This window comes from Mesorhizobium sp. M2A.F.Ca.ET.046.03.2.1 (assembly GCF_003952425.1).
In the GTDB taxonomy this organism is placed as follows: domain Bacteria; phylum Pseudomonadota; class Alphaproteobacteria; order Rhizobiales; family Rhizobiaceae; genus Mesorhizobium.
Window position 1 is genome coordinate 4,916,143 of sequence record NZ_CP034449.1, and the last position, 26,744, is coordinate 4,942,886.

Here is a 26,744-nt window from a genome sequence, read left to right on the forward strand (position 1 = left end):
ACTATACGCCTGTCGCGGCTTTGCGTCAGAACCCGTGTTCGATGCGCTCGAAGATAACGTTGGTGAAGGCCGATATCTGGCTGCCGATGAATGGGCCGGTCAGCGCCACCACGAGCATGATGGCGACGATCTTCGGCACGAAGGTCAGCGTGATTTCCTGGATCTGGGTCAGCGCCTGGATGAGGGCGATGCCGATGCCGACCACCATCGCCACCAGCACCACGGGGGCGGAAGCGGTGAGAACCGTCCACACCGCGTACTGGACGATATCGAGGGCATCGGCCTCATTCATGCGGGTACATCCCCAGCGGTCAGACTAAAGCGCGCCGCGATCCTTCGGATTCGCTCCATGCGCTTTAGGTCTTTGGTTTTACGCACGTCTTTATCCCGAAACCGGTTCCCACTTTAGGGAGACATGCTTTAGCTGGCCGGCTTGATCGAGACGCCGGCGCCGACCGGGACCTTGGTGCCATCCTGCAGCACGGCGATCAGACCGTTGCTGGAGAGCGTCACCGAAGCCACCGTGCCGGTGGTCTTGCCGTCGGCCGAGGTGATCGAGCGGCCGATCAGCGCGTCGGCCTGCGAGAGCGCCGATGACTGCATGATCTGGTCGAGCTTGGTGTTGGTCTGCACCGACTGCTCGACCTGGGAGAAGGTGGCGAGCTGCGCGACATATTGCGTCGAATCCATCGGCTTGGTCGGATCCTGGTTCTTCATCTCGGCGATCAAGAGCTTCAGGAACGACTGGTAGTCCACCGCCGTCTTCGAGGTCTGCTGGCTGGCCTGGTTGGCGCCAACCGGGATCGTTGTCGTCATGTCGACAGCCATCTTATGCTCCTACAGCCAGTGCGCGGGGCGCTTCGGGAATCTCGTCAGTGCCTTCGAGCGCCTTGCGCTCGAGCGGATAGAGCGCGCGGATCGCCTTCAGCGCCTCGTAGATCTCGTTCTCGCCGACCATGCGGTCGATCTGCTTCAGGCGGTTGCAGATGTCCTGGTTTTCGAAGCTCGCGATCAGCATCGGCAGCGAGCGGCGGAACATGTCGCGCGCCTCCGCGGCGCCCGCCGGGTTGATCAGCATGATCTGCACGATGAAATAGAGCTGCCTGAGCGGCGTCGAGGCCTGGTCGGCCTGGATCACATGGCTTTCGAGCAGGAACTGCACATCGTTCATCAGCTCGATAGTGACCTTGCGGTCGACGCGGATGACAGCGCCGTTGATGTAGATCTTCTCGTTAGGCTTCAGCGAGATCTTCAGCGTGTTGGTCATTGGATGCCGTCTCGGATGATCTGAGAGACCTCGATCAATCCTTCGAAATTGTTGGTGCGGCCCTGGCGGATGTCCTCGGTCTCGCGCAGCAGCCACAGGCCGATGGAGATCAGGTTGGCGCGCAGCTCCTTGGGGAGCGCGTTGTCGCTGGAACCGAGATCCTCGACGAAAGTGGTCCAGATGCGGTTGGTGAAATGCAGCGCCTCGACCGCCTCCATGGAGTCGGTGCCGACCGCGGCCGCCGCCGCCAGCATGTCGATCGAGCGGGTGAGCAGCTGCCGCTCCCGGTCCTTGGCGTCGGCGACGGAGTCGGTCTGGATGTCGGCGTAGGAGAATTGATACATCGTCGGCGCTCTGGCGTTCCGGTTTACGTGTTCAAGTCAGATAGTTGAGCAGGCTGAGCTGCTGCAAACGCGCGGTCAAGGCAAAGGATGTCTCGATATGCTGTGTCAGGTCGGCGACGCGGGTTGCTGCTTCCGCCGGATCGACGCCTTCGAGGTCGACAATGTGCTTCTCGAAGAGGTCGACCTGGGTCTTCATGCGGTCGCTGGCGTCGGACACCCGCTGCTGGGCAATACCTGTCTCGGCTCGTATCTGGGTGATGCCGCCGATGGCTTCACCGACCAGTGCCTGGGCGCGGCTGACGACCGCGTTCTGCGCGGCCTCGCTGATGCTGCCCGTCATCAGGCCGCTGACCATGGCGGCCGCCATGGCGAGCTTGCGGATGCCTTGGTCGTTGGCGCTGACCGAGGTCTGGGTGGTCTCGTTGAGCGAAATGCGGCTGGTGATCTGCTCGTCGGTGGCGCTCGACCAGTTGGCCTGCCAGCCGGAGCCCAGGAATTGCGGCTCGACCTGCGTAGTGATGAAGTTATCCATCTGCGCGGCAGTGATGTTGGCCGCAGCCGGGTCGGTCTGGGCAAAGCCGAAATAGCTGGTGAAAGCGGCGTCGAACGCCGCCTTGGCCGGCGAGCCGGCGGCGTTGAAATCGTCGATCGGCTTGACGTCGGTGTTGGTGCCGGCAAACAGATATTCGCCGTTGACGCTGGTGTTGAGGATGCCCGTCATCTGCTGCAGCGCCGAGGCGCCCGCGGTCCGCAGGATGCTGGTCGAGGAGTCACCCGACACGCCGCTGGTCAGCGCGGACAGAAAGCTCTGCGCGCTGTTGGCGATCTGGCCGAGCGAATCCTGGGTCGATTTCAGGCGCGCGGTGACGAGCGCGTTGGAATCGACAATGCCGTTCAATCGGTCGAGGTCGCGCTGGAAGGTGACGGCCTGGGTGGTGCGGCTGCCGAGCGCCAGGCCGATATCGGCGACCGTGCCGGTCTGTGATTCCTTGGTCGCCTTGATGAGCTCCGCCTGCATCTTCGCCTGCTGGTAGCGCAGCGCGTTGGATATGGCAGCCGAGGAAACGCCTGTCGCTTTCATGAATTATCCCACCGCCGCCAACAGGGAATCCAGCATGTCGCCTACCGTCTTCATCATATGCGCCGATGCCTGATAGGTGTGCTCGAGGTCGAGAAGCAGGGACATCTCCTGATCGATATTGACCCCGGTGTCGTTGGACAGCGCCTCGGCCGTGCGTGCGGCCAGCGCCTGCTTGTTGTCGGCATTGGTCGAAGCCTGCTGGCGCACGCCTTCGAACCAGCCGATGGCGTTGGCCGCATAGTCGGAGACGCCGGAGCTGACGGCAATGCCGGTGGACGTATCGAAGGCCATCGGCTGATCCAGCTTGTTGCCGTAACCGATCAGCAGGTCCGCATAGGATGCGCCGCCGCCGGTGTTGGCGACATAGGCCACGCCGTTGGCGCCGCCGTCGCGCAGCAGCGCGGGATTGCCGCCGGCGCTCGGATCAAAGGCGGCGTTGACGCTGATCGACCCGGCGAGGCCGTCGACCAGGGTGCCGGCGGGCGGAATTGCCGGCGCGCCGGGCCATGTGAACAGGCCGGTCGCGTTGGGCTGCGACGGCGCGGTCTCGGCAAATGCCGTGATCAGGCCGCGCGCGATTTCGTCGAGCTGGCTCTGCATGGTCGAGGCGACGCCGTCGCGCAGCTTCAACAGGCCCGCAAGCTTGCCATCGGCGGTGGTGTTGTCGCCGGTGCCCGCGGAAACCGGCACGTTGTCGATATAGATCGTGTTGCCGGGCGTGCCGGCCGAATAGCCGGACGACGGCGTGAAGGTCACCGAGCGCGGCACGGTCTCGAACAGCGTCGTGCCGTCCTTGGTGGTGATGACCATGTCGTTGTCGCCGCGCGTGAAGGTCGAGACCGGGACATATTCCGATATCTTCTTCAAAAGCGCGTCGCGCTGGTCGAGCGCGTCGGATACGTCCGTGCCCGAGCGTGTGCCCGAGATGACGGCCCTGTTGGCGTCCTGGAACTGGCTGAGCAGCGAGTTGAGATCGTTAACGGCGGTGGCGATCTGGCTGTCCGCCTGGGTGCGAAAATCCTGGATCGCCTTGGTGCCGCTGTTCAGCGAATTCACCACCTGCTTGGCGGCGTCGACGACGCTGGTGCCAAGGTTCTGGTTCGACGGCGTTGTGGCGTAGAGCTGCAGGGCTTTCTGCAGGTTGGCGATCGCCGTCGAGGGCGATGACGCGTTGTCGACCCCGTTGACCGACAGATCGAGCTGATCCATGCCGTCGTAAAGCGCGCTTTGGCCGCTCCATGCCGACAGCGCCTGGAGGTTCTGCCGAAACAGCAGATCATTGGCGGTACGCTGGATTTCCACCATTCTGGCGCCGGGCGCCGTGCTGGTCACCACGGCGATGCGGCGGGTATAGTCCGGGTTCGAGGCATCGGCCACATTGCGCGATACGACGCTGGTCTGCTTGGAGGTGGCCAGAAGCGCCGACTGGGCAATGCTTAGTGCGGAGGAAAGCGACATGCTGATCTTTCACGGGCGGCGCCCGTCGGTTATCTCTTCAGGTTGACGAGGACGTCCATCAGGTCCGAACCGGTCTGGAAGACCTTGGAATTGGCGGTGTAGCTGCGCTGCGCCGCGATCATGTTGGTCAATTCCTCGGCGATATCGACGTTGGAATTTTCAAGCGCTCCGGAGACGATGGAGCCGAGCTTGCCCTCATTGGCAAAGCCGATATGGACCGCGCCGGAATCGGTGCTCTGCACATAGACGTTGCCGGGCATGGCGGTGAGGTTGTCGGGACTCTGAACATCGGCAAGCGGGATCTTGTAAAGCGCCTTGGTCGAGCCGTCCGCGAACTGCGCGTAGATGACGCCGTCCTGGCCGATCTGCACCTTCTGGATAGAGCTCGGCGCGTTGCCGTTGACCTTGGCGTCGGCGACGGTGAAGCCGGTGCCGAGCTGGGTCAGCTTGGAGAGATCGAGGTTGAGGGTCTGGCCGCCCGGAACGGTGAAGGAGACGCCCGTGGTCGCGCCGGTGAGCTTGCCGGTGGTGGTGTCGAAGGTGAGGTTGGCCGATCCCAGCATGCCCCCCGTATAGGGGAACGAGGTGCCCGGGGTCGCCTTCGACTGGTCGAAGACCGCGACCTGCCAGGTGCCGGCGCCGGTGTTGGTGAAATAGACGTCGAGCAGCTTCTTGTTGCCGAGATTGTCGTAGGCGACCAGCGAGGTTTTCGACGTGTACTGGGCGGTCGCGCTGTTGGTGGAGGGCAGACTGCCGGCCGCGACCGGAGTGGCGCCTGCCGGCAGATTGCCGCTGAATATTCCGCTCGTGCTCGGCGTCGCCGTCATTTCCTGGTCGGAGATCTGCACCGGCACCAGGCCCTCGAAACCGTTGGCGGTCGCCGCCGGATCGCCATTGGCGTAATCGTAGGCCATGAGCTGGTAGCCCGCGGCATTGACCAGCCGGCCTTGCGCATCCGGAACGAAGGAGCCGGCGCGGGTGAGGTAGGGCGTGCCGCCGGCGTCCTGCACGACGAAGAAGCCGTCGCCGTTGACGGCAAGATCCGACACCGAAGTGGTGTAGGTCATGACGCCCTGGGTGCTGACGGCGGAGCGGATCGTCGTCGTCACGCCGCCGGAATTATAGGCGCCGCCGGTGCCGGGCATGATCAGGGACGAGAATTCGGCCGAAGAGCGCTTGTAGCCGGTGGTGTCGGAGTTGGCGATGTTGTCGGCCACCGTGGACAAGCGGTTGGCCTGCGCGTTCATACCGGAAACGCCGGTCCGCATCATTCCGTAGAGGCTCATCGATGGATCTCCGCAGTGCCTGGGTAGGAGGCCACAAAACTATGCCTCGTGTCTTGCGCGAGGCTGGCGCGGGATGTGCCTTGGACGTGATGGCGTTTCGTTGAATCGCCATCACGCCCAAACTCTTTGTTGGAGCATGATCTTGGTCCGAAAACCGCTTCCCACTTTTTGCTTTCGCTGACCTTCGGTTCGGGATCATGCTCTAGGACGGCCATCAAAACACCAGCCGGTAGCCGAGGAACCGCTTGGAATCGATCGGGTCGTGGCCGAGCTTCTCACGCAGCTTCTTGCGTAGCTTCGAGATGTGGCTCTCCACCACATTCTCCTCGACCTCTTCGTCGAAGATGCCGTAGATGGCGTTGAAGACCTGCGTCTTGGTCACGCGCCGGCCGCGGTTGCTGGCCAGATATTCCAGGATGCGCCGCTCGCGCCGCGGCAGCGGCAGCGGCTCGCCGTCGATCTCCGGATCGCGGCCGTCCATGAAGATGCGCATCGAGCCGACTTCGGTGTAGGCGGCCTCTTCGGAGCCGCGGCGGCGAATGGCGGTGATGCGGGCGAGAATCTCGCGGATATGGACAGGCTTGCGGACGACATCGTCGACGCCGCTCTCGAACAGGCGCAGCGTATGTTCGAGCGAGTGATGTTCGCTGAGCGCGATCACCGGTGCGCCGGTCCGGTCGCGGATCTGGCGCGCCGATATTGCGCCCTCGCGGCAGTCGCCGATGAGAAAGGCCCTGACGGATCTGAGATCGGTGTCGGCGGCGGAGTTCACCCATTCGCCGAATTCGCCTGGCGCGAAACCGGCCGTGGCCACGCCCTCGCGATCGAAAAGTGAAGAGTAGCCCTCTGTCACGAGCTCCCGCTCGTCAACGATCACGATCATCGGCCCGCCCTCCGAATCAATTCATTTGCCCCGTGGGGAAAGGGGTAGCCGGGTCGGCGAATCCTGAAAAACCATCATTTCTTGTAGCTATTTTCTTGGGAGTTTTTTTGGGAGCCGTAATAAAAGCGATTGTGCAAGTGTATTCGCGCCGGCTGTTGCGGGATGAATATTGGCGCTGGCGGACATGCTGGCGACGGCCGACCGGCATTCAGGGATATGCAACTATTGATTGCAAAATGTGCTGGCATTCGGCGTCCATTTGCCGAAGCCGGTGGCGACCATGTTGGCGATGACGCGGCAGACATAGACCTTCTGAGCCGGGTCGTTGTCGGGGCCGGCATGGTAGCGGGCGACGGCCAGCGACCAGGTCATGTGCCGTGCGTGCAGGGCGGCCAGGAAGCGTGCGGCATAGTCGACGTTCTGATGCGGGTCGAGCATGTCCTCGACGCTGCGGAAATGGTCGCCGTGATAGTGCTGGTTGATCTGCATGCAGCCGAGGTCGATCAATGTCTTGCCTTCGCGGCGGGCATTCTCGAAGGTGACGAGAGCTTCATCACGGCTGCGCGGGAACACAGCTTTTCCCTCTATATTCAAGGCATTAGGTTGAAGGCTGCCTTTCTTTCCGGTCTCTGTCAGGCCGACCGCATAGAGAATGCCGGCCGGCACGCCATAGCGATCCGCGGCGCGCAGGATCTCCGGCTCGCAGGGATTTGTGGCGGCGCTCGCGCCACCGGCCGCCAGGCTAGATATACATATCGTCGCCAGCGCCCTCGCGAAGAGGCGAAGCCGGGCGAGCAAATTCCTGTGCGCCATTGCTGTCGTTCCTTCCCGGTTGCCGGCCGCCGCCCGCGCCGTTGCCACCCGAGTTCCCGGGCTGGAACGAAGGCTGGTCGCGACCTGTCGACATCGGCATGGCGCTGTTGGCGTCCGTGCGGCTCGCCGCATGCGCTGCTATCGAAGGTTGCAGGATGGTGACCTTGTCGACGTCGAAGCCGAGGCTGCGCATCGACTTGACGATGGCATCGCTGTCGGTGGTGAGACGGCGATATGCCTCGTGCGTCTCCGGCTTCATCTCAATCGAAAGTTGCTCGCCCGATAGCCGCAGGCTGGCGGTGACCACCCCGAGCTCCGCAGGGTGGAGCTCGATCTTGAGCACGTGTGTCGGAACGGCAACAGAATTGGTCGTCTGGGAGCCTGCCGAGGCGCTTGCGAAAGCCTGCTGAACGCCGTTGTCCGAGGCAAGCACCTCAACCAGCGCCGACGCCGTCTGGCCGATCGGGTTTTGCGCCGGCGCCGGGAAGCTCTGCTGGCTGACGACTTCCATGCGTGTGGCGGAAGAAGGCGGCTTGATCGGTGTCTGCGGCGCGGCCGGCTGCGATTGTTGTGATGCCTTGGAGGCGGAAGCCGGTCGCCAGCCCTGCGGCGGCACAGGGCTGTCGGCCTGCGGCTCACTCCCTTGCGTCGGCAAGATTCCGGTTTCGCTGCGGCCGGGCATGTCGAGAGCCATATCCGCCGTCACCGGCTTCTGCCCGAAGTCGGGCCCGGATGCTTCAGCGGCCGTCGAACGGGCGGATCGCGACTGCGGCTCGGCGGAACTGCCGACCGGCGCGCGCTTGCCAATGCGCAGTTGCAGCTTCAGTGCCTCGTGCTCGCCGGCGCCCTCTCCATCGGCAGCCGAACCGTTCCCGCCCGCGCCCGACGATTGCGCGAAGTGCTTCATGTCGCTCAACGCCATCAGCAACGGCAAGCGGTCCTGCAGCGGCACGGAATCGTTGGCTTGGGCCGTGGCATCCTTGTCGGTCGTCGGCTTCGCCTCATCGGCCCGGGCGGCCGCGGCCCTCGTGGACTTTCCCGCGGCTTTCTGCGAGCCGGTTTTCCCTTGCGGATCCTGGTCAGGCTCCTGCTTGCCGTTGTCGGCCGCCGAGCGCTTTGCCAGATGAGCGCCCGGCAATACGGTCGCGTGCTTGTCCTGCGGCCGATCGGGCTTTTCCGTCTCGCGCACCATCTCGCCGAAACTCTGATCCTTGTCCTTGTCGCCGGCGGCGTGCTGCCGGGGCTGGGCCGAAGCGAAGCCCGGCAGGGTCTGGTTGACGCTGGTCATTTGGGGGCTGCTCCGAGGAGTTGGTCGATCTGGTCGAGCTGCCGGCGCGTGCTGGCCACCGCGGCGTCGATGGGGTCTTCCGCCTTCGAGGCCGTCGGTGCGGAGGCCTGGACCACTGGCGCGGCGTCAGCTTGCATGGGAGCGGCGGCCGGCGTTTCATCCGCTGTTCGCGCCAGTGGCTCGGCAGACGGCGGCGAAGCCGCGGGCCGAGTGTCCTTCGCCGGATCGCCCGACGCGACCGGCGGATCGCTTGACGCGACCGCTGGCTGGTCGGGCATCGCTCCTTCCACCGGCGGCAGGTCCGCATTGGCCGGATTGGTCGAGGCCTCGGCCGCCGCCTTCGCCTCGTCTCCCTTTGCTGCGGCCGGCGCGGCTTCCACCTTGGCGGGGGTCTTTACCGGCGCCACCACTTCGCCCGCCACGGCCTGCGCGGCATCAAGCAGGTCCCGGTCGTTTTGCGAAAGCTTGCCGCGGTCGATCTTGCCGAGCTTGGCACGCACTTCATCGACGCTGGCCGATGTCATGGTGGAAAGGCTCGAATAGAGTTGGCTGCGCGGGTCGTCCTGGCTGCCGCCGCCGTTGCGGCCCAGTTCCGCCTTGGCCGCGGCAAAAGCCGAGAGCTCCGTCATCCCGTCGATGGCGGCGTGGCGCGCGATGCGCAGGTAGATCACCTTCTCGCGCTCGGGATCCATCATCGAGGTGATGTCGGCGATCTTGTCCTGGCTGATCGCCATATGCAGCGTGATGACGCCGGAAACGAAGGCATCGGCGAACTGGCTGGCGTAGGGCGAGTAGAGATAGGACGCGACATATTGCGTCGACGCCAGCGCGAAACGGGCGGCGTCGCCTTGCGCGGCCGCGATGCCCACGGAGCGGCGAAGCGCCGCTTCCTCGACCAGCGTGCCGGGGCTGAGCAGGCGCGCCTCGTCCAGCAGGGCGAGCGCCTGGGCAGGGTCATCGGCCGCAAGCAGCGAACCCTTGACCAGCGCCAGAAAGGCGCCGATGTCCGGAGGCACGCTCATCGGATCGATCGGCTTCAGCATTTCGATCGCATTGGCCGGCCGCCCATTCAGATAGGCGACGACGCCTTTGGCGATGGCGAGGCTTTGCGGGTCGGTCATCGCGCGCGAAGCCGCCGCCGCGACCGTCACCGGATTGCCGCCGCTCATGCCGTAGACCAGCAAGGCGCGGAAATTCTTCGGCTCCTTGAAGTCCTCGGCATTGGCATCGCGCATCCGGGCGTCGATCATTTCGAGGAGCTTCGCCTGCATCGGCAGCGCGGCATGATCACCGCCGGCAATGCGGTCCTGGATCAGCTGCAGCGAACGCACCAGCTGATAAGGCTGTAGCACGTCCTGCGCGAAGGCCGCCGATGGCGACCCCGCCGCAAGCAATAGCAGCGCGATCGCGCCGCCGATGATGCTTCTGGCCTTCATCCGCCGGCCGTCATCAGGATTTCGATTCGCCGGTTCGTGGCCGCCATCGGATCGGACGCGATCTTGGGCTGCCGGTCGGCGAAGCCCGAGACCTCGGTGATGCGGCTTTCGTCTACGCCGCCGCGCACCAGCATGTAGTAGGCCGCATGGGCACGCGCGGTGGACAGCCGCCAGTTGTCGTAGGTGTCGCTGCGGAACGGCCGCGCGTCCGTGTGGCCGCTGATGGTGATGGTGCCCTTCTTCTCGTTGATGATGTGGCCGATCTTTTCCATCGCCAGCACCAGCTCGCGGCGCGGCATGGCCGAGCCGATCTCAAACATGCCGAAATCGAGCTGATCGGTGATCGAAATGACCACCCCCTTGTCGGTGGCCTCGACCGAGACGCCGTCGGCGAGCTTTTCGCCCGGCAGGAATGCCTTGGCGAGTTCCTTCTTGATGTCCGCGGCCTGCTGGAGGGCGGCTTTGCTCGGCGCCTTGTCGCCCTTGTCGGCGCCTTGCTCTTGTTCGGCCTTTTCCGCCTTCGCCGCTTCGGCTTTGGTGTCGCCGGCCGCGGCCTCGCGCTTGTCGGCTTCGAGTTTCCCGCCCTGTGCCTTGTCAGTCTTGTTACCTTCACCCGACGGCTTTTCGGCCTCGCCCTGCGCGGCCTTCTGACCGCTCTTGGCCTCGGTCTTTTCCGAAGTTGCCAGCGGCTCCAGCGGCGCGGCCGTCATCGGGGGAGCCGCCGGAGCGGCCTTTGCCTTCGGCACCGCGACCGTTGCGACCTTCTCGCCAGGCTTGGCGGGATCGCCATCGATCTTGGCGCGTTCGGCGGTGGCCTCGGCGCCAGGCGCCGCCACCTGCTGCGACCAGAAATCAGGCGCGAAGGGGTCGCGATAGGATTCGCCGCCGGAAGCGCCGGTCGCCGGGCCGGCCGTCTGGGCGCCGCCTTCGCCCTTGGCGCTGACATTCTGTAGCACCCCCGTATCAGCGGCGATCTCCGCCAGCACCGCATAGGGATCGGCAAACAGCTTTTCATCGGACAGCTGGGCATCCTGCGCGCCGTCCTTGGTCTGCCGGCGTTCGGACGAGCCGGCGCCGCCTTTGCCGTCCTCGCCCGCCTTGGTCGCGCCCTGCTGCGGATTGTCCGCGGTCAAACCGACCTTGCTCGGGCCGTCGCCGAGATCCTCGAGGCCCTTGCGGCTGGAATTGCGGTCGATCAGCTCGACCGGATTGAAATAGCTGGCGACGGCTGCCTTGGTCTGCTCGTTGGCGGCGTTGATCAGCCACATGACGAGGAAGAAGCACATCATCGCCGTCATGAAGTCGGCGAAGGCGATCTTCCACACGCCACCATGGTGATCATCGTCATGACCGTCGTGATTGCGCTTGACGATGATGATCTCGTGCCGGGGCTCGGCATGGTCGATGGCGCTCATGACAGAACCTCGGACAAGGACGCGGACCACTCGGCGATACGCGTCTCGAACACCGTTTCGTCGATGCTGACGGTCAGGTCGAAGCCCGGCGCCTCGGTGAAGTCGAGATTGGCCGCGCGGGACCCAAGCGCCGCCTTCAGGGGCTCGAACAGCGAGAGGGGTCCCCGAATACCGATGCGGACGGCCTCGTTGTCGGCGACCGCGGCGGCGATGGCGCGTGAAAGAGCCTGCAGCGAACGTTCCTGCAGGTCGTCGCTGAGAAGGCCGCCGATGATGCGGGCAACAGTCGCGCCGGCAAGCTCGGCAACGCGCTGCTCCATGGCGTCGATGCGCGTGGCGACAGCGGCGCCGAGGTCGCCGCCGAAGCTTTCAAGAAAGGCTCTCGCGGCATCGTCGCTGGCCTGGCGCTCGGCGTCGAGCGCGGCCTGATGGGCGAGCGCAAGCCGTGCCTCGAGCGTGGCCTCCGCATCGGCCACCGCCTCGGCGATCAGCGCGCCGATGTCGGCCTGTGGCGCGTGCGGCGCCGGCGCGGCCGGCATATGCGCGGCTTCGCGCGGGGTCGCCGCCTGGCTGGCGTGCGGGGTCCGCGAGCCGAAATCGGGCAGGAGATCGAAGAGGGCCGCCGAGACCATGGCCTAACCCACGGCTTCCGGCGCGGCAGCCCATTTGCGCAGAATCTGGGCGGTGCGCTCCTCATTGAGGTCGACCATGCGGGCAAGCCGCTCCTGCGGCGCCGGCCGGATCTTCTGGCGCAGATCATCGAGCGGGGTTGCGCCGGCGCGCGCGCCGGGTAGCGGCGGTGTCTCGGCGGTGATCGCGGCGACCGGCGCGTCGGGCGTCGGCAGCGAGCGTTGCACATCATCGAAGCTTGGGCCGGCAATGGCCGCGGGCTTTGCCGACGCCGTCAGCGCGGTGGCCATCGGCTTCAGGCCGAAGAAGGCAACCAGGAAAACAACGACAATGAAGGCGCCGGCATTGATGAGCGTGCCGGTATAGGTACCGATCGAGGCGAGGATGCCCGGCTGTTCGATCGGCTCACCGTCGAGGCCGTTGATGAACTCGACCGCCGACACGTCGATGACGTCGCCGCGCTTGTCGTCGAAGCCGGTCGCCGAGGCCACCATCTTCTGGATATCGGCGACGCGCTTGGCGATCTGCTCCGGCGTGGCATCCTTGCCGAGGATGGTCTTCAGCCGATCCTGGTTGACGACGACCGCGATCGACATCTTGTTGACCGTGTAGCCGTTCGAAACGGTCGCGATCTTCTTGGAGTTGATCTCGTAGTTGGTGATCTCTTCCTTGCGGTCGTTCTGCGAGGAGGACTGAGGCCCCTCGGTGCTGGTCGTTTGCGTCTCGGGCAGGTTCTGCTCGACGCTGGTTGGGGTCGAGGCCTGCTTCTGGTTGCTGGCCTCGTTGGTCTTGACCGATTGCACCGAACGCTCGACGCGCGAGTTCGGATCGAAGATCGTCTCCTCGGTCTGGCGGCTGTCGGTGTTGACGTCAGCCTTGACGCTGGCGCGGAAATTGTCGGGGCCGAGATAGGGGGTGAGCGCGCGGCGGATGTTGTCGCCGATCTGCGCCTCGACCGTCTGCTCGACGCCCAGCGTGCGCGCGGCGCTCGTGTTGGAAGGATCGTCGCCGGCGGCCAGCAGATTGCCGTTGGAATCGAGCACGGTGACCTTGTCGGCCGAGAGGCCGGGAACCGCCGCCGCAACCAGATGACGGATCGACATGGCGCTTTTCTCGGCATCGTTGCCGGTATAGCGGATGACCACCGAGGCGGAGGGCTGTTGCTCGTCGCGGCGGAAATTGGCGCGCTCGGACATGACGATATGGACGCGCGCCGCCTTGACGCCGGAGATCGACTGGATCGTGCGCGCGATCTCGCCTTCCAGCGCGCGCACACGGGTGATCTGCTGCATGAAGGAGGTGAGGCCGAGCGAGCCGACATTGTCGAACAGCTCGTAGCCGGCATTGGCGCTGGTCGGCAGGCCTTTCTCGGCGAGCAGCATGCGCGCCTGCGCGGTGGTGCCGGCAGGCACCAGCACGGAAGTGCCGTCGGAGCCGACATCAAAGCCGATGCCGGCATCGGCCAGCACAAGGCCGATCTGGTTCACGTCGGAACGCTCGAGGCCGACATAGAGCGTCTCATAGGCCGGGCGATTGAGATAGACGGAAGCGATGCCGATGACGGCCATGACCAGGGCCGCGATGCCGCCCATGAGCGCCAGACGCCGCACGCCGAAGCTCTTGAAATTCGCGATGATGCTCTGGATCTGTTCCGGCACGATTCAACGGCTCCCAGCACGACTGTCCGCCGCAAGACTAGACCGCGAAGCTTGTGCGAGGATGATAGGGCGCGCCGGCAAAGAGCCAGCAAGATGCCGAACGCGCAACTTCCTTCGAGAAACGAAAAAGGCCGCGTTTCAGACACGGCCTTTTCGTCGGTCGAAGGTGAGCAGGCGACTTAGCCGTTCTTGAACAGCTGCAGGATCGACTGCGAGGAGCTGTTGGCGATCGACAGCGACTGGATGCCGAGCTGCTGCTGGACCTGGAGCGCCTGGAGGCGGGTCGATTCCTTGTTCATGTCGGCATCGACGAGCTGGCCGACGCCGCGATCGATGGAATCCATCAGGCTCTGCGTGAAGGTTTTCTGCAGGTCGATCGAGCTCTTGGCGGCGCCGAGCACGGTGGCGGCGTCAGTAAGCTGACTCATGACGTTGTCGATCTTGGTGACCATCTGCGTGATGATGTCGTCGGTCACGCCCGTTGCCGTGATGTCGAGATTGAAGGCGGAGACGTTGTCGATCTTGACGGGCGTGCCCGTCACCGCGGCTTGGGCGGTGGTGTTGGCGGCGATGTCGGTAGCGCCGCCGGCGATCGCGGTGGCATAGGCGGCGTCATACGCCGACTGGTCCGCGGCCGTGGAATAGATCGAGGTCTTGCGATCGAGGATGCCCTGGTTCTTGACGGCGGTGGAGAGGCCGGAATCGAACAGCTTGGTGCTCTCGACGTCGATGTCGATGGTGCCGAGCGAGATCGCGCCGGACGACGAGCGGTTGAAGGAAGAGACGATCTTGGCATCCGGCTGGACGCCGTCATTGGGAGCCGCCACCTGCGTGGACGTCACCGAAAGATAATTTGAGCCGGAGAAAGTGGCGGCGTCGGCGAAGGATTTCATTTGCGCCTGCAGCGCGGTGATTTCGGTCTGCGTCTTGGCCTTGTTGGCATCCGACTGGCCGACAGCCGACAGAAGCTTCGTCTTGATCTTGCCGATGGTATCCAGCACGTTGTTCATGCCGGTATAGGCGGTGTCGACCTTCGAGGCGCCGAGGCCGAGCGCGTCCTGCACGGTCGACAGCGCCGAATTGTCGGAGCGCATCGTGGTGGCGATCGACCAGTAGGCGGCGTTGTCGGAGGCCTCGGAGACCCGGTAGCCCGTCGAGATCCGCGCCTGCGTCTGCTCGAGCGACTTGTTGGTGGCGTTGAGGCTTTGAAGTGCAGTCAACGCCGCGGCGTTCGTCATGATGCTCGCCAAGAAACTCGCTCCTTCTCAAAAGCCGGCATGCCACGCAGGCCTCGACCTGCCCATCGGTTGCGATCGTGCCGGTCTGGCCGAGTCGACAACCTGTATCAATTGGTTAACCATACCTAGCGCGATATGGTTAATGGCCTGTTAAAAGTAGGCTTTGGAGACGTTAAGAAGCGAAGGTTGCGCGGGCCTTGAGCAAACGCAAATCGGGCCACGCTTTTGGCGCGGCCCGATGCTTTGACGTGGTCAGTATAGAACGATCAGCCGCGGAAGAGCGACAGGATCGACTGCGACGAGCCGTTGGCGATCGACAGCGCCTGGACGCCGAGCTGCTGCTGAACCTGCAGCGCCTGGAGGCGGGTCGATTCCTTGTTCATGTCGGCATCTACGAGCTGGCCGACGCCGCGATCGATGGAGTCCATCAGGCTCGAGGTGAAGGTCTTCTGCAGGTCGATCGAGCTCTTGGCGGCGCCGAGCTTGGTAGCGGCGGTCGTCATGGCCTTGAGCGCGATATCGACGACGTTCATCATCTCCTGAATCTGGCTGTCGCTGGCGCCCTTGCCCGTTGCCGAGTCGAAGATCTTCAGGCCGGCTACCGAGTAGGTGTCGCCGGCCGCCGCAGCCGCACCCAAGGTCGGGTTCTGTGCCGTGCCGACGATGGCGCCGGTCGCGCCGACGTAGTTGGCGTCGAGGATACCCTTCTGCGTTCCCGCCGTGGTGCCGGCTTCATAAAGCTTGATGCTTTCCACGTTGACGTCGATGGTCGAGATCGAAACCGAACCGGTGGCGCTGCGGTTGAAAGCCGAGACGATCTTGACGTCGGCAGCGGCGGTGGCGGTGCCGCTGTTCACGGACAGCATGTTGGTGCCGGAGAAGGTGGCGCCATCGGCATAGGCCTTCAACTGGTCCTGAAGCGCTTTGATTTCGGTCTGGGTCTTCTCTTTCGAAGCGTCTGTCTGGCCGAACGAAGCAGTCAGCTTCTGCTGGATCTTGTTGATCGTGTCGATCGCACTGCTCATGCCGGTGTAGGCCGTGTCGACCTTCGAGGCGCCGAGGCCGAGAGCGTCCGAAACGGTGGACATGGCCTGGTTGTCGGAGCGCATCGTGGTGGCGATCGACCAGTAGGCGGCGTTGTCGGAAGCCTGAGAAACGCGATAGCCCGTCGAGATGCGGGCCTGGGTGGTGTCGAGGTTCTTCTGGGTGGCGTTCAAGCTCTGCAGAGCGGTCAACGCCGAGGCGTTGGTCATGATACTGGCCATGGTACTCGTACCCTATTTTTACACGGATTTTTTGACATACCGGCATGTCCGGTATGACGGTGCGGCATCATGCCAATGATCTGTAAAACCCGATCACCCGCCATCTGCGAGCAATATGCGGGCCAGTCCCTACCAAAGCGCTAAATCGCAGGGTTAATCGAAAATATATTGCGCAAAAATCGAGCGCGTATCCGGCGCCGGCCTCTGCGGCTTCAAGTGAAGGATCGCACCAGGCTGCCGACGAGAAGGTTCCAGCCGTCGATCAGCACGAAGAACAGGATCTTGAACGGCAGCGACACCACCGTCGGCGGCAGCATCATCATGCCCATGGCCATGGTCACGGTGGCGACGATGAGGTCGATGACGAGGAAGGGCAGAACAATGAGAAAGCCGATCTCGAAGCCGCGGCGGATTTCCGAGATCATGAAGGCCGGCACCAGGATGCGCAGATCGACGGTCTCGCGCGAGACAGTCTGGCCACGCTCGCGGGCGAGGTCGGCGAAAAGGTCGAAGTCCTTGTCGCGCACATTGTGCAGCATGAAGTCGCGGAACGGACCGGAAATCTTCTCGAACGCCTCGCCTTGCGTGATCTGGTTGTCCATCAGCGGCTTCACGCCGGTGTTCCAGGCCTGGTCGAAGGTCGGCGCCATGACATAGAAGGTCATAAACAGCGACAGCGAGATCAGAATCAGGTTTGCCGGCGTCGACTGTAGGCCGATGCCGGCGCGCAGGATCGAGAAGGCGATGACGAAGCGGGTGAAGCTCGTCACCATGATGAGCAGGCCCGGCGCCACCGAAAGCACGGTCAGCAGGCCGAACATCTGGATCAGGTAGCCGACGGTCGTGCCGTCGGCCTTGCCGATGCCGCCGAGATCGAGCTGCTGGGCCGCGGCGACGGAGGTGGTGACGACGATGAGCGCCGTGGCTATGAGGAACTTTCTCATTCGAGCAGCATCGTCCTGACGAGAACCTGTTTGACGTGGCCGCCGCTGCGCAGCGCCGCGCGCTCATCGAGATCGGCCTTGAGATGCTGGTAGCCGCTGGCGCCTTCGATCTGATGCAGCTTGATCGTGCGCACGAAGGCGAGCAGATCCTGGTGGATCTGCTCGGTCACTTCCGGCGGCTGCGGTGCGTCATAGAGAACCGATGCCTCCAGCCGGATCCAGACGTCCGACGGCGAGGCGAGATTGGTGGTGATCGGCGCCAACTGAGCCAGCGTCGGCCCGGCAGCGGCCTTGCCGGCTTCGCCGGTCTTCTCCGCCTTGCCGGTATTCTCCGGCGCCGCGGGCACTGGCGCCGGCGTCTCGCCCTGCTTGAGATAGCCGCCGGAAACCCAGCCCATGCCGATGGCCGCGCCCGTCATGACCAGCAGGATGGCGAGCTGGATCACCAGGGAAGGTCCCTTCTTGGGCTGGACCTGCTCAACATTGGCCATCGCAGCGTTCTCCCGGCCCTAGAAAGGAAGAACCTGGTCGAGGACCTGCTGGCCATAGGCCGGCTGCTGGACCTCGCTTGCACGGCCGCGGCCGCCATAGGAGATGCGCGCTTCCGCGATGCGCTCGTAGGGGATGGTGTTCTCCGCGCCGATGTCGGATGGACGAACCATGCCGGCGATGGTGAGGACCCGCAGTTCGTAGTTGACGCGGACCTCCTGTGAGCCCCTGATCATCAGATTGCCGTTGGGCAGCACCTCCGTCACGACGGCGGCGACGTTGAGCTCGATGTCTTCCGAGCGCTTGATCTCGCCGTCGGCATTGGTCTCCGTGCTGGAGCTCAAGCCAGCGTCGCCCTTGCCGCTGGTGCTCTTGCCGTCCCATCCGAGCGTGACGTCATAGCCGAGCTTGCGCGCGGCGGTGCGGCTGCGATCGTTCTGGTTCTTGAAATTAGCCCTGTCGTTGAGCTTGATGTTGACGGTCAGGATGTCGCCGGCGCGCAAGGCGCGCGGATCGGTGAAGAGCCGGCTCTGGCGGTCGTCCCACAGTGAAAATTTCTTCGGCCGCGAGGCAGGCGGCTCGGGATAGGTGTAAGGGCCGGAGGCACCGATGCCGGAACCGACGGGTGACATAGCAGGCTCCCGGCCGATCTCCTTGAAATTGGTGCCGCAGCCGGACAACCCCGCAACCGCGACGAGGACAAAGAACTTCAACTTCATGACGGATCAACCCTTCGCGCCGCGCTGGCCATGATGCCGGTGAGCGTCGCCGCCGCCTTCTGGTCCATTTCATTCAGGATGACGCCGGCCTTGCGCGAATCGAGCTTCATCAGGATGGCCGCCGCGAGCTCGGCATTGACCATCGCCAGCCGCTCGGCGGCGGCGTCCGGCTTCATGCCGGCATAGATCTTGACGACGCCGTCCTCGGCGCGCGCCAGGAACACTTCGCGGCGCTTCAGCCACTCTTCATATTCGGCTTTCTTCGCCTCCAGCGCTTTCATGCGCTCGTCGATGCCGGCCTGCAGCTGCTTCAGCTCTTCCGCCTGCAGGGCGTAGCGGCGGTCGCGCGCGGCATCCGCGATGTTTGAGCAGAAGCGCTGGACCTCGCTTTCGTCAGGCGCTTTCCCGACCGCAAGTCCAACCGGCTGGGCCGATGCCGTCTCGCGCGTGAGTTGGGCCGGCTGAGCCGGCGCCTGACCGCCGGGCAATACCTGGCGCACTTCATCCGCACGGACCGCGCCGCCCGCCAACGCGACGATCGCGCTAATGGCGAGGAGTCCGGTCACGGGGTGAAGTCTTGGGCGGCGATGCAGTGTCGAGGAGAGGAGCGCGATCATCGGCGTGCCTATTGGAGGACCAGGTCGGCCTGCAGGGCGCCGGCAGATTTGATGCCTTGCAGGATGGCGATGATGCCGTCCGGCTTCACGCCGAGGCGATTGAGGCCGGAGACAAGCGTTTCGAGATCGGGGCCATCGAGCACGGCGACGCGGGCGTTGGGCCGGCTCGCATCGATGGCCGTGGACGGTTCCACCGCGGTCTCACCTCTGGAGAAGGGTTCAGGCTGAACGATCCGAGGCGCTTCGGTGATGCGTACGGTAAGCGTGCCGTGGCTGATCGCCACGCGCGAGATCCTGACATTGTTGCCGATGACGATGGTTCCGGTGCGCTCGTCGATGACGACGCGGGCAGGGGAATCCGACTCGACGACGAGGTTTTCGATCTCGGCATAGAAGCGCGCGGCGGAGACATTCTTCGGCCGCCTGATCTGCACGGTGCGGGCATCGCGCTCGGCGGCGACCCGCATGCCGAAGCGCTGCGAGGTGTAGTCGTTGACGGCGTCGGCGATGCGGATGGCGGTCGAGAAATCGGGATTGCGCAATTGCAATGTCAACACGCCCTGGTCGTCGAACTCGGCCGGAACGGCGCGCTCTACGATCGCGCCGTTGGGCACGCGGCCGGCGGTCGGCACGCCTTGCGTGAGTTCCTCGGCCTGACCCTTGGCGGTGAAGCCGCCGACAATCACCGAGCCTTGCCCGACGGCATAGATCTCGCCATCGGCCGCCTTCAGCGGCGTCATCACCAGCGTGCCACCGGCGAGCGAGGTGGCGTCGCCCATCGACGAGACGTCGATGTCGATGCGGGCGCCGGACTGGACGAAGGGCGGCATGTTGGCGGTGACGATGACGGCGGCCACGTTCTTGGCGCGCGCGCTGCCGCCTTCGGTGGCGATGCCGAGATTCTCCAGCATGGCGCGGATCGACTGCTCGGTGAAGGGCGAGTTGCGCAGGCTGTCGCCGGTGCCGGCAAGGCCGATGACCAGGCCGTAGCCGACGAGCTGGTTGTCGCGCGCGCTCTGCAACTGAGCAATGTCCTTGATGCGCGCGGCCACCTGGCCGGGCGGCAGCGTGCTTGGTCCGGTGGAAACGCGGAACATGCGCTGGGTCGTCGCCGGATCATATTCCGGATCGTCGTAGACGCCGCCGTTCTTCTGCGCGAGCTCGCGTTTGGCCTTGGGCGTCAGCCCATCCGCCAAAGCCGGCTGAATGCCGATGGCCGCCGCGAGCAGAAGGACAAGGGCGCGCATCACGAAGCGCCGACCTTGATGGTGCCGTCGGCCATCACCGTGCCGGAGATGATCTTGCCGCTGTCGATGTTGCGGATCTTGATCTGGTCGCCGGCAGCGCCTGGCTGCAGCGTGACGCAGGCCGCCGAAATGGTGAGCGCGCCGGCGGTGAAATAGACCTGCACGGAAGCGCCCTGTTCGACCAGCCAGGCGTCGCGGATAGCGGTGACCGGGATGTAGCGGCCGGGCAGTAGCGTGCGCTTGGCGACCTTGCCCTGAAGCTCCTCGGAGCGCGTCGCCATGCCGTCCGGCTTATGCTTGCCGGGTATGAGCGTCACCTGCTTGAGCGAGGCGGATTCGATTGTCTCACCGGGATAGATGACCCGGTTGGGGATCAGCACGGCCTCGCCGACCGCCTGGCCAGCGACGATCTGGTTCGCCGACTGGCCGGTGGTGTCCTGCGCGATAGCCGGCGTGCCGGCGGCCACCAGGACGGTGGCCAGCACGGCGCGGCGGAGTGCGGAGGAGATCGGCCCGGCCATCATCCGTTACCTGATGTTCTTGGAGACAACCGAGGCCATGTCGTCGGCGGCCTGGATGACCTTGGAGTTCATTTCATAGGCGCGCTGCGCCGAGATCAGCTCGGTGATTTCCTTGACCGGGTCGACGTTGGATGATTCCAGATAACCCTGCTGGATCGTGGCGAAGCCGGGGTCTCCAGGGACGCCGACATTGGCCGGGCCCGAGGCAGCCGTTTCCTGGAAGAGGTTGTCGCCGAGCGGGGCCAGGCCCGCCTCGTTGGCGAAATTGGCGATCTGGAGCTGTCCGAGAAGCTGGAGGTCAGTCTGACCGTCCAGGCGGGCAAAGACCTGGCCGGTCTTGTTGACGATAACCTCGATGGCGTCGGTCGGCACGGTGATGGCCGGGATGACGTTGGCGCCGTCCACCGTCACGAGCTGGCCGGTGGCGTTGGTGTTGAAGGCGCCGGCGCGGCTGTAGAGCGTGCCGCCGTCGGCGCCCTCGATCTGGAACCAGCCCCTGCCGGTCAACGCCAGGTCGAAGCTGTTGCCGGTGCTGGCCAGTTCGCCCTGCGTGTGGACGTTGCGCACGGCGGTCGTCTTGACGCCAAGACCGATCGAAACGCCTTCCGGCACCAGCGAGGTGTTGGAACGGTTGGGCACGCCTTGCGTGCGGTCGACCTGGTAGAGCAGGTCGGAGAATTCGGCCCGCGCCCGCTTGTAGCCGGTGGTGTTGATGTTGGCGATGTTGTTGGCGATGACTTCCAGGTTGGTCTGCTGGGCGTTCATGCCGGTGGCGGCGATGGCGAGTGCTTTCATGACGCGGTTCCTAGATACTCATGCGACTGATCTCGAGGTAAGCCGAGACGACCTTGTCGCGGATGGCGATGGTCGTCTGCAGCGCCTGCTGGGCGCTCAACACCGCATCGACAACCTGACGGGTGTCGGCGTCGCCCTTGAGCGCCTGTATCGACATCTGCTCGGCACCCTGCAGCGTGTTGACGGTCTTCGTCGCGGCCTGGCTGAGGACGTCGGCGAAGCTGCTGCCGATGCTTTCGCTGGCCTGCGTCCCGACACCGCCTTGAAGCAGGCCCGGCGCGGCCGAGTCGGTGCCGTCGATTGCCGGTTTGAACTGTAGTGCCCCAATACCGCCAATCATTACTGGTTCCTCATCAGGTCGATGGTCATGGAAATCAGATCGCGAGCCTGCTTGATGACTTGCAGGTTGGCTTCATAAGAGCGGTTCGCCTCGCTCATGTCGGCCATTTCGACCAATGTGTTGACGTTGGGCATCTTGACGTACCCTTTGGCGTCGGCGGCTTCGTTGCCGGGCTGGAATTCGATCGGGAAATCCGAAGGATCGCGATTGATGCCGCTCACTTCCACCAGCGAGCCGCCGGTTGCGCGGTCGACCTCGGATTGAAAGGTGATCGTCTTGCGGCGATAGGGATCGGCGCCGGGCGTGCTGCCGGTCGACTGGGCGTTGGCGAGGTTTTCCGAGACCACGCGCAGGCGCTCAGACTGGGCACCAAGGCCGGAGGCCGCGACTTTGAGGGCTGCGGTGAGGGCGTCCATGGTCAGCTCTTCACCACCATCGTCATCATCGAATGGAAGGCCTTGACGATCGCCGTGTTGAGCTCGAAGGAGCGGCGAACCTCGCCGGCTTTCATCAGCTCCTGCTCGAGAACGACGGTGTTCTTCGACGGCATGATCGCGCCGTCTGGATCCTCCGGCTTGACGTTGAAGCCGGCATTGGTGGTTTCGGCGCCGAGATGGCCCGTCTGCGTGGCAGCCAGCGTCACCGCGGTGCGGTCGAGGACCTTTTCGAACGGCTCGACATCATTGGCCGTATAGCCCGGCGTGTTGGCATTGGCGATGTTGGAGGCAATCGCCGACTGGCGCACGGTCAGCCATTGCGACTGCCGCGTGGCAAGGTCGAAAAGATTTACGGGTTCCATGGGAATCTCCCGGACAAGTACGCACAAGACTAGGCGGCCAGTCTTGCGCGGACCTTGCGCGGGCGGGGCTGTACGGCCCGGCTCCGTTACTTCGAGAGCTGGATCACCTTGTCTGTGCTGGTGACGATCACCCACTTGCCGCCGCGCTGCTCGATCGAGGCGACGCGGCTCGAATCCGGCAGGACGGAGCCGCGCTGAACGACCCACAGACCCGTATCGTCCTCGATCATGGCGCGGCCGTTGGCGACATGCACCATCTTGAATTCGGAAGCGGCGGCCGGGAAGGGCTGGTCGGCGGGCGGCGGGGCGGGATCATCCTGCACCGTGCCGGTCGCAAACAGGTCGATATCGGGATTGGGAACGTCCTTGGCCGTCAGCGGTCCGCTGCGTTGAGCCACAACGCCACCGCCCTCACGTCCGGAATTGCTGCCGCTGCCGCCGAACTTGATGGTCTGGACGCCGAACTGCTCCTGGTTGAAGAAGATGTACCAGGGGAACAACGCACAGATGAGGCCGAGCGTGATGCCGAGCGCGGCGATGACGAAATCGCTGCGGCGGTCGGCGCTCCTGTCGGCCAGGCGCGGGAACTGGGCTTTCGGTGGCTCCGGCCACTCGGTGCGGGGAAAAAGCCCGTCGAGCACGGAATCGCGGCTGGCCTGCGCGACATCGGCGCTCCCGGCGGCGGATTTCCGCGGCGGATGCTGCCTGTCGGCTCTGTTCAGCAGAGCCGCTGTCTTCTGTGTCTTGGCATTCGCGACCTTGTCATTGGCGGATCTTGCCGCGTCGGCCTCGGCCCTTTCCGCCGCCTCGGCCTCGGCAAGCATGTCGCGCAACATGCGCTCGGTATATTGGAGCTCAGTCTCCTTGATCGCCATTCAGCTTCCCCTTGAGATGGCGGGCGAGGTCGGCGAACGGATCCGCCGACGCGCGGTCCCTCGGCGATTGCGTAAGCGCCTCATAGATCAGCGGCACCTGGCGCACGGCGTTGTCGAGCTCGGCATCGGCGCCGCTTTGGTAGGCACCCAAAAGACGGATGTCGCGCGTATCCTCGAAGCGCGCGATCATCGATTTCAGCCTGGTCACCAGCACGCGCTGTTCCGGGCTCCAGGCCTTGTCGGCAAGGCGCGAGATGGACGACAGCGGATTGACCGGCGGATAGCGGCCCTGCTCGGCAAGGGCGCGGTCGAGCACGACATGGCCGTCGAGGATGCCGCGCACCGAATCGGCGACCGGGTCGTTGTGGTCGTCGCCGTCGACCAGCACGGAAATAATGGCGGTGATCGAGCCTTTTCCCTCGGCGCCCGGGCCGGCGCGTTCGAGCAGCTTCGGCAGGTCGGTGAAGACCGAGGCCGGATAGCCGCGTGCGACCGGCGGCTCGCCCGTTCCGGTCGCCACCTCGCGTAGCGCATGCGCGAAGCGGGTGATGGAATCCAGCACCAGGAGCACGCGATGGCCCTGGTCGCGGAAATGCTCGGCCACGCACATGGCGGTGTCGGGCGCACGCCGGCGCATCATGGCGCTTTCGTCGCTGGTGGCGACCACGGCGACGGTCTTGGCCATGCTCTCGGCGCCGATCGTATCCTCGAGGAACTCGCGCACCTCGCGGCCGCGCTCGCCGATCAGGGCCACGACCACGGTATCGAAGGCCTCGGCGCCGGCGAGCATGGCAAGCAGCGTCGACTTGCCGACGCCGGAACCGGCGAAGATGCCAAGCCGCTGGCCGAAGCAGAGCGGGGTGAAGATGTCGATCACCCGCACCCCGGTGAGGAAGCCGGTGCCGACGCGCTGGCGCGACAAGGCGCCCGGAGTCGCGCCATGCGTGACATCGGCGGCATTCGGCCGGATCAGCGCGGGACCGCCGTCAATGGGGCGGGTCAAGGCGTCGATGGCACGCCCGCGCCAGGAGACATGCGGCGTAACGGTGAGCGGGCCGCGACGAAAGACGGCGCCGCCGATACCGGCATCGGCGCTGCGCTCGAAGGGAGCTATCACCACCTCGTCGCTGCCGATCTTGACGATCTCGCCGCGTCGCGCGCCGGCCTTGCCGCGCTGCTCGACGATGTCGCCGAGCCTGGCAATCCCGGACAGGCCGCGGACCTTGTAATGCGTCGGCGATATCTCGGCGATGCGGCCGCCGCGCGCAAGCAACGCCTGCGGATCGTCGAACCGGCGCCAGATGCGTTCGAGCGCGGCCAGCCGGTCCGTCCTTCCGGAATTGGCCGGGCTCTCGGAAGCGCGCAACAGGGACGAGCCGGTCGTCATGCCGTCACTTCGAGCCGAGCGTCTTGATGGCGTCGTCGGTGGAGGAATCGGTCTGCCGCATCAGCGCCGCCGTGTTCTCGAAAGCGCGCTGCACTTGGATCAGCCGGGTCATTTCCAGCACCGGGTTTACGTTCGACTCTTCCAGAAACCCTTGTGCGACACCGAGGTCCGAACGATCGGTGACCGGTTCGGGCGTGCGCGCCGGAACGATGCCCGAATTGCCGTAGCGGACGAAATTCTCGCCGGGGTCGAAATTGTAGAGACCGATCGCTCCGACCAGCTGGTCGTTCTGCCTGAGCGAGCCGTCGGCGCCTGCCTTGGGCGGCCCGTTGCGCGGATCGAGCTGGATGGGAGCGCCGCCGCTGTCCAGCACCGGATAGCCTTCGATCGACATCAGCTCGCCGTTCTCGTTCATGGAGAAGCGGCCGTCGCGCGTCATCACCGTGCCGGCGGGCGTATCGATGGCGAACCAGGCGTCGCCCTGGATGGCGAAGTCGAAGGGGTTGCCGGTTTCGGTCAGTGCGCCATGCGCGCCGGAAAGATAGGTATTGCCGGAGGAGGCGAAGGAGACCGACTTCGGCCCGGTGCCCGAGACCACGTCCTCGAACTTCACGCCGGTGGCGCGAAAGCCGATGGTCGAGGCATTGGCGACGTTGTCGGCGATGGTGTCTAGACGGCGCTCGAGCGCGATCTGAGAGGAAAGGGCGACGTAAAGACTGTCCTGCATGATCTCAGAACTTCAATTGCTGCATGGCCAGCATCAGATCCGTGGAGATGCCGACACTGGTGGGCTGCGCGAAGAGCACGCTGACCGACGTCACCGCCGTCGAGGTCGGGTGGGCGACCTCGTACATGCTGGTGAAGCGGGTCAGGAACTTGCTGAGCTTCTCGGGGTCGGTGAAGTCCTTGATGTCGAGCTTCTGCCCGAAGAGCTGCGCCTGCTTGTCGATGTCGGCGGTGGCGAAGGAATCAGGCAGGCCGAGCGCGGTGCGCACCACGCTGGCCAAAGCGGTGTCTGCCAGCACGTCGTACCAGCTGGTGATGTCGGGCGCCTTGCGCTGGAAATAAAGCGCCAGCCGCACGCCCTCGTTGGTCTTGCCGGCATCCTCCTCCAGCGTCTGGCGCATGTAAATGTCGACGGTCGGCTGCTGCGCCTGAACATAGGTGGTGGTGTTTGCGCCGTATTGCTCGAAGTTGAAGGCAGAGGCCAGCCCGGCATAGGCCTTGTTGGTCTGCTGGTTGGCGACGCTGTCGGGATCACGCACGCCGCCTTGCAGGACCGACTTGATCAGGTCCTTGTCCTCGGTTGCTGAATCCAGGCCGTAGGCCGCCAGTGCATAAGTATAGAGCCGGTTGTTCGACATCAGATCGTCGACAGATTTCACCTTGGTGATGTTGGCGAGATAGTAGGTCGTCTCGCCCTTCACATAGTCCGAATTCGGGTCAAGGCCGGCGATCTGGGCCTGGATGGCGTAGTTTTTCGTCACCAGCTGCTGCGCCGGGTTGTAGGCGGTCGCATTGGCGCCGTCCGCCGCGAAATTGAAAGCTTTGACGAACTGGGCATAGCGCTTGTCGGTCAGCTTGTTGGCGAAGCTGTCGGGATCGGAAACGCCTTCCTTCAGCGCCTTGACCATGAAGGCCTTGGCGTAGTCCATGTTCTCCAGCCCGTAGGCCTTCATGGCGTATTTGAACAAGCGATCATTGTTGACGAAATCGTCGATCGATTTCACCTTGGTGATGTTGGCCAGATAGTATTGGGTGTCGCGATCGACCGTCGGCTGCTGCTCGATGCGGGCGATAGACTTGGGGATGTCTTTGGCGATCAACTGGTAGCTGATATAGGTACTGAGCAAGGGCATGCCTCCGGCCGAAGCTATCCCGGAACAATAACGTCACTTCCTTGCGCGAAGCTGAATCGTGTCCGGTGCCCTCGATTCAAGCCTCACACA

30 protein-coding genes are annotated in these 26,744 nt (G+C 64.5%); all 30 read right to left on the minus strand.

Annotation, left to right across the window (positions count from 1 at the left end):
* Positions 1–25: 25 nt before the first annotated feature.
* Positions 26–292: a flagellar biosynthesis protein FliQ gene (fliQ, locus tag EJ072_RS23430; RefSeq protein ID WP_040989996.1), complete on the minus strand. Its 267-nt coding sequence runs from the start codon at positions 290–292 to the stop codon at positions 26–28.
* Between the two features lie 128 nt (positions 293–420).
* The gene (flgD, locus tag EJ072_RS23435; protein WP_126059607.1) at positions 421–828 is read right to left on the minus strand and encodes a flagellar hook assembly protein FlgD; all 408 of its coding nucleotides are present in this window, start codon (positions 826–828) and stop codon (positions 421–423) included.
* A 1-nt stretch (position 829) separates the two neighbouring features.
* Positions 830–1,267, minus strand: a complete 438-nt coding sequence (gene flbT / locus EJ072_RS23440; RefSeq protein WP_126081510.1) for a flagellar biosynthesis repressor FlbT — start codon at positions 1,265–1,267, stop codon at positions 830–832.
* Positions 1,264–1,611 (minus strand): flagellar biosynthesis regulator FlaF, encoded by a 348-nt coding sequence (gene flaF, locus EJ072_RS23445; protein WP_042640513.1) that lies wholly within the window; start codon positions 1,609–1,611, stop codon positions 1,264–1,266. Before flaF ends, flbT begins: the two co-directional genes overlap by 4 nt.
* A gap of 31 nt (positions 1,612–1,642) precedes the next feature.
* Entirely contained in the window at positions 1,643–2,692 is a 1,050-nt protein-coding gene (locus EJ072_RS23450) for a flagellar hook-associated family protein (RefSeq protein ID WP_126081511.1), read from the minus strand.
* 3 nt (positions 2,693–2,695) lie between these two features.
* A complete protein-coding gene (flgK, locus tag EJ072_RS23455) occupies positions 2,696–4,150 on the minus strand; it encodes a flagellar hook-associated protein FlgK (RefSeq protein ID WP_126081512.1) in 1,455 nt (484 codons plus the stop codon).
* 29 nt (positions 4,151–4,179) lie between these two features.
* On the minus strand, positions 4,180–5,436 hold the full coding sequence (locus EJ072_RS23460; RefSeq protein WP_126059611.1) for a flagellar hook protein FlgE: 1,257 nt from the start codon (positions 5,434–5,436) through the stop codon (positions 4,180–4,182).
* A 214-nt stretch (positions 5,437–5,650) separates the two neighbouring features.
* Positions 5,651–6,319 carry a response regulator transcription factor gene (locus EJ072_RS23465; protein WP_126081513.1) on the minus strand — a complete coding sequence of 223 codons (669 nt, stop codon included), beginning with the start codon at positions 6,317–6,319 and terminating at the stop codon, positions 5,651–5,653.
* A gap of 222 nt (positions 6,320–6,541) precedes the next feature.
* The gene (locus EJ072_RS23470) at positions 6,542–7,132 is read right to left on the minus strand and encodes a transglycosylase SLT domain-containing protein (protein ID WP_126081514.1); all 591 of its coding nucleotides are present in this window, start codon (positions 7,130–7,132) and stop codon (positions 6,542–6,544) included.
* The gene (locus EJ072_RS23475) at positions 7,062–8,420 is read right to left on the minus strand and encodes a flagellar hook-length control protein FliK (RefSeq protein WP_126081515.1); all 1,359 of its coding nucleotides are present in this window, start codon (positions 8,418–8,420) and stop codon (positions 7,062–7,064) included. The genes EJ072_RS23470 and EJ072_RS23475 overlap by 71 nt, the downstream gene beginning before the upstream one ends.
* Positions 8,417–9,856: a chemotaxis protein MotC gene (locus tag EJ072_RS23480; protein ID WP_126081516.1), complete on the minus strand. Its 1,440-nt coding sequence runs from the start codon at positions 9,854–9,856 to the stop codon at positions 8,417–8,419. The genes EJ072_RS23475 and EJ072_RS23480 overlap by 4 nt, the downstream gene beginning before the upstream one ends.
* A complete protein-coding gene (locus EJ072_RS23485; protein WP_126081517.1) occupies positions 9,853–11,271 on the minus strand; it encodes a MotB family protein in 1,419 nt (472 codons plus the stop codon). The genes EJ072_RS23480 and EJ072_RS23485 overlap by 4 nt, the downstream gene beginning before the upstream one ends.
* Positions 11,268–11,903: a hypothetical protein gene (locus tag EJ072_RS23490; RefSeq protein ID WP_126081518.1), complete on the minus strand. Its 636-nt coding sequence runs from the start codon at positions 11,901–11,903 to the stop codon at positions 11,268–11,270. Before EJ072_RS23490 ends, EJ072_RS23485 begins: the two co-directional genes overlap by 4 nt.
* Before the next feature lie 3 nt (positions 11,904–11,906).
* Positions 11,907–13,559, minus strand: a complete 1,653-nt coding sequence (gene fliF, locus EJ072_RS23495) for a flagellar basal-body MS-ring/collar protein FliF (protein WP_126059616.1) — start codon at positions 13,557–13,559, stop codon at positions 11,907–11,909.
* Positions 13,560–13,738: 179 nt separating this feature from the next.
* The gene (locus EJ072_RS23500) at positions 13,739–14,809 is read right to left on the minus strand and encodes a flagellin (RefSeq protein ID WP_126081519.1); all 1,071 of its coding nucleotides are present in this window, start codon (positions 14,807–14,809) and stop codon (positions 13,739–13,741) included.
* Between the two features lie 254 nt (positions 14,810–15,063).
* Positions 15,064–16,062, minus strand: coding sequence for a flagellin (locus EJ072_RS23505; protein ID WP_126081520.1), 999 nt, complete (start codon positions 16,060–16,062; stop codon positions 15,064–15,066).
* A 212-nt stretch (positions 16,063–16,274) separates the two neighbouring features.
* Positions 16,275–17,006: a flagellar type III secretion system pore protein FliP gene (fliP, locus tag EJ072_RS23510; protein WP_095766375.1), complete on the minus strand. Its 732-nt coding sequence runs from the start codon at positions 17,004–17,006 to the stop codon at positions 16,275–16,277.
* Positions 17,003–17,497 carry a flagellar basal body-associated FliL family protein gene (locus EJ072_RS23515; RefSeq protein WP_126081521.1) on the minus strand — a complete coding sequence of 165 codons (495 nt, stop codon included), beginning with the start codon at positions 17,495–17,497 and terminating at the stop codon, positions 17,003–17,005. The genes fliP and EJ072_RS23515 overlap by 4 nt, the downstream gene beginning before the upstream one ends.
* A gap of 18 nt (positions 17,498–17,515) precedes the next feature.
* On the minus strand, positions 17,516–18,214 hold the full coding sequence (flgH, locus tag EJ072_RS23520; RefSeq protein WP_126081522.1) for a flagellar basal body L-ring protein FlgH: 699 nt from the start codon (positions 18,212–18,214) through the stop codon (positions 17,516–17,518).
* Positions 18,211–18,780, minus strand: coding sequence for a MotE family protein (locus tag EJ072_RS23525; RefSeq protein ID WP_245466960.1), 570 nt, complete (start codon positions 18,778–18,780; stop codon positions 18,211–18,213). The genes flgH and EJ072_RS23525 overlap by 4 nt, the downstream gene beginning before the upstream one ends.
* A 59-nt stretch (positions 18,781–18,839) precedes the next feature.
* Entirely contained in the window at positions 18,840–19,928 is a 1,089-nt protein-coding gene (locus EJ072_RS23530; protein ID WP_245467379.1) for a flagellar basal body P-ring protein FlgI, read from the minus strand.
* A gap of 149 nt (positions 19,929–20,077) precedes the next feature.
* Positions 20,078–20,599 (minus strand): flagellar basal body P-ring formation chaperone FlgA, encoded by a 522-nt coding sequence (flgA, locus tag EJ072_RS23535; protein ID WP_189343086.1) that lies wholly within the window; start codon positions 20,597–20,599, stop codon positions 20,078–20,080.
* 6 nt (positions 20,600–20,605) lie between these two features.
* Positions 20,606–21,394 carry a flagellar basal-body rod protein FlgG gene (gene flgG / locus EJ072_RS23540; protein WP_126081526.1) on the minus strand — a complete coding sequence of 263 codons (789 nt, stop codon included), beginning with the start codon at positions 21,392–21,394 and terminating at the stop codon, positions 20,606–20,608.
* Positions 21,395–21,404: 10 nt separating this feature from the next.
* On the minus strand, positions 21,405–21,734 hold the full coding sequence (locus tag EJ072_RS23545) for a flagellar hook-basal body complex protein FliE (protein ID WP_126081527.1): 330 nt from the start codon (positions 21,732–21,734) through the stop codon (positions 21,405–21,407).
* Positions 21,734–22,150, minus strand: coding sequence for a flagellar basal body rod protein FlgC (gene flgC / locus EJ072_RS23550; RefSeq protein WP_042640471.1), 417 nt, complete (start codon positions 22,148–22,150; stop codon positions 21,734–21,736). The genes EJ072_RS23545 and flgC overlap by 1 nt, the downstream gene beginning before the upstream one ends.
* A 2-nt stretch (positions 22,151–22,152) precedes the next feature.
* Complete coding sequence (gene flgB, locus EJ072_RS23555; RefSeq protein WP_126081528.1) at positions 22,153–22,533, minus strand: flagellar basal body rod protein FlgB; 381 nt, start codon at positions 22,531–22,533, stop codon at positions 22,153–22,155.
* Between the two features lie 86 nt (positions 22,534–22,619).
* On the minus strand, positions 22,620–23,408 hold the full coding sequence (locus EJ072_RS23560; protein WP_126081529.1) for a hypothetical protein: 789 nt from the start codon (positions 23,406–23,408) through the stop codon (positions 22,620–22,622).
* A complete protein-coding gene (fliI, locus tag EJ072_RS23565; RefSeq protein WP_126081530.1) occupies positions 23,389–24,795 on the minus strand; it encodes a flagellar protein export ATPase FliI in 1,407 nt (468 codons plus the stop codon). Before fliI ends, EJ072_RS23560 begins: the two co-directional genes overlap by 20 nt.
* Positions 24,796–24,799: 4 nt before the next feature.
* A complete protein-coding gene (gene flgF, locus EJ072_RS23570) occupies positions 24,800–25,522 on the minus strand; it encodes a flagellar basal-body rod protein FlgF (RefSeq protein WP_126081531.1) in 723 nt (240 codons plus the stop codon).
* Between the two features lie 4 nt (positions 25,523–25,526).
* Positions 25,527–26,648: a DUF1217 domain-containing protein gene (locus tag EJ072_RS23575; protein ID WP_126081532.1), complete on the minus strand. Its 1,122-nt coding sequence runs from the start codon at positions 26,646–26,648 to the stop codon at positions 25,527–25,529.
* Positions 26,649–26,744: the final 96 nt, after the last annotated feature.